We start from the raw sequence: 1,965 nt of genomic DNA on the forward strand, positions 1-1,965 counted from the left end.
CGGCTGAGGGGATCGCCGCGCGGTTCGTTCGGTTGCTGGAGGCGGTCGCGGGGGATCCTGATGTGCGGATCGGCCGGCTGGACGTTCTCTCCGAGGACGAACGCCATCTCCTGCTGACGGAATGGAACCGGACGGATCGGCCGCTCCCCGAAGCGGCGAACACGCTCCACCAGTGCTTCGCCGACCAGGTCGCCCGTACCCCGTCGGCCGTCGCCGTGCGCTCGGACGACGAGACCCTGACGTACCGGGAACTCGATCTGCGAGCCGCCGGCCTCGCGCGACGGCTCGTCGAGGCAGGGGTGGGACCCGAGGCGATCGTCGGCGTACTGCTGCCGCGCTCCCCCGAACTCCTTGTCTCCTTCCTCGCCGTGCTCAAGGCCGGAGCCGCCTATCTGCCGCTGGACACCAAGGAACCGGAATCGCGCAGGCGACGGCTGCTCGCGGAGACCGGGGCCCGATGGGTGCTGACCGACACCGCGACCCGGGAGCGTCACCGGCTCCCGGACGAGGTGCTGCCCATCGCCGTGGACGAGCCCAGGGAATCGACCGGGGAGAGCGGACACGCGCTCCCCGCCCCCGGAGATCCCCGGCAGCTCGCCTACGTCATGTACACCTCCGGGTCGAGCGGTGAGCCGAAGGGAGTGTCCGTCCCCCACTCCGCCGTGGTCCAGCTCGCGCACGACAGCTGCTGGCGCGGCGGGGACCACCATCGTGTCCTCTTCCACTCACAGCACTCCTTCGACGCCTCCACCTATGAGATCTGGGTTCCGCTGCTCTCCGGCGGCGAAGTCGTCGTGGCCCCGCCCGTACCGCTGGACGCTGCTCAGCTGAAGCGGCTGACCGGCGACGGCAGGGTCACCGGACTCTGGCTCACCGCGGGTCTCTGCCATCTCATCGCCCAGGAGAGCCCCGAGTCGCTGTCCGGGGTGAGGGAGCTGTGGGTCGGCGGGGACGTCGTCGACCCGGACGCGGTACGGCGCGTTCGGGCGGCGTGCCCGGGGCTCAAGGTGGTCGACGGCTACGGCCCCACGGAGAACACCACCTTCACCACCCACTACCGCGTTCCCGCCGGCGGACTCGGCGACCGCCACACGGTTCCCATCGGCGGGCCGCTCGACAACACCCGTGTATATGTCCTGGACACGGGCCTGAGCCCGGTGCCCGTGGGGGTGATCGGCGAGCTGTACGCGTCGGGCGCGGGCCTCGCGCGAGGGTATGTGCGCCGGCCGTCGCTGACCGCGGAGCGGTTCGTCGCCGATCCGTACGGTCCGGCGGGCACCCGGATGTACCGGACGGGGGACCTGGCGCGATGGCGTGCGGACGGTGAGCTGGAGTATGTCGGGCGGGCCGACGACCAGGTCAAGGTACGGGGCTTCCGCATCGAACCCGGCGAGATCGAGGCCGCACTGCTCCGCGACGCCCGGGTGGCCCAGGCCGCCGCTCTGGTCCGCTCCGACCGGCCGGGCGAGAAGCGTCTCGTGGCCTATGCCGTCCCCGAGCACGGCACCCGGCTCGACGGCACCGAACTCCGCCGGGGTCTCGGCGAGGAACTGCCGGACTATCTGGTCCCCGCCGCCGTGGTCGTGCTGGACCGGCTGCCGCTGACCGTGAACGGGAAGCTCGACCGCGGCGCCCTCCCCGCGCCGGACTTCGCCGCCGCCGTGACCGGCCGGGCCCCCCGCACCCCCGTCGAAGAGACCCTGTCCCGGCTCTTCGCCGAAGTTCTGGGGTTGCCCGAGGTGGGTGTCGAGGACGGTTTCTTCGATCTCGGGGGCGACAGCATTCTCTCGATCCAGCTGGTGAGCCGTGCCCGGGAGGCCGGTCTGGTCATCACTCCCCGTGAGGTTTTTCAGCGTCAGTCGGTGGGTGGGTTGGCGGTGGTGGCGCGGGATGTGGGTGTGGTGGGGGTGGTGGGTGATGGTGAGGGTGTGGGGGTGTTGCCGTTGACGCCGGTGATGTTTGGGT

General features: G+C 71.2%; 1 protein-coding gene. It reads left to right on the top strand.

Annotated features, from left to right (window positions below; translation table 11 throughout):
• Window positions 1–1,965: non-ribosomal peptide synthetase (locus ABD371_RS35630; RefSeq protein WP_344486900.1), on the top strand; the 1,965-nt coding region annotated here is incomplete at both ends.

It is taken from the genome of Streptomyces amakusaensis (assembly GCF_039532665.1).
Taxonomy (GTDB): Bacteria; Actinomycetota; Actinomycetes; order Streptomycetales; family Streptomycetaceae; genus Streptomyces; species Streptomyces amakusaensis.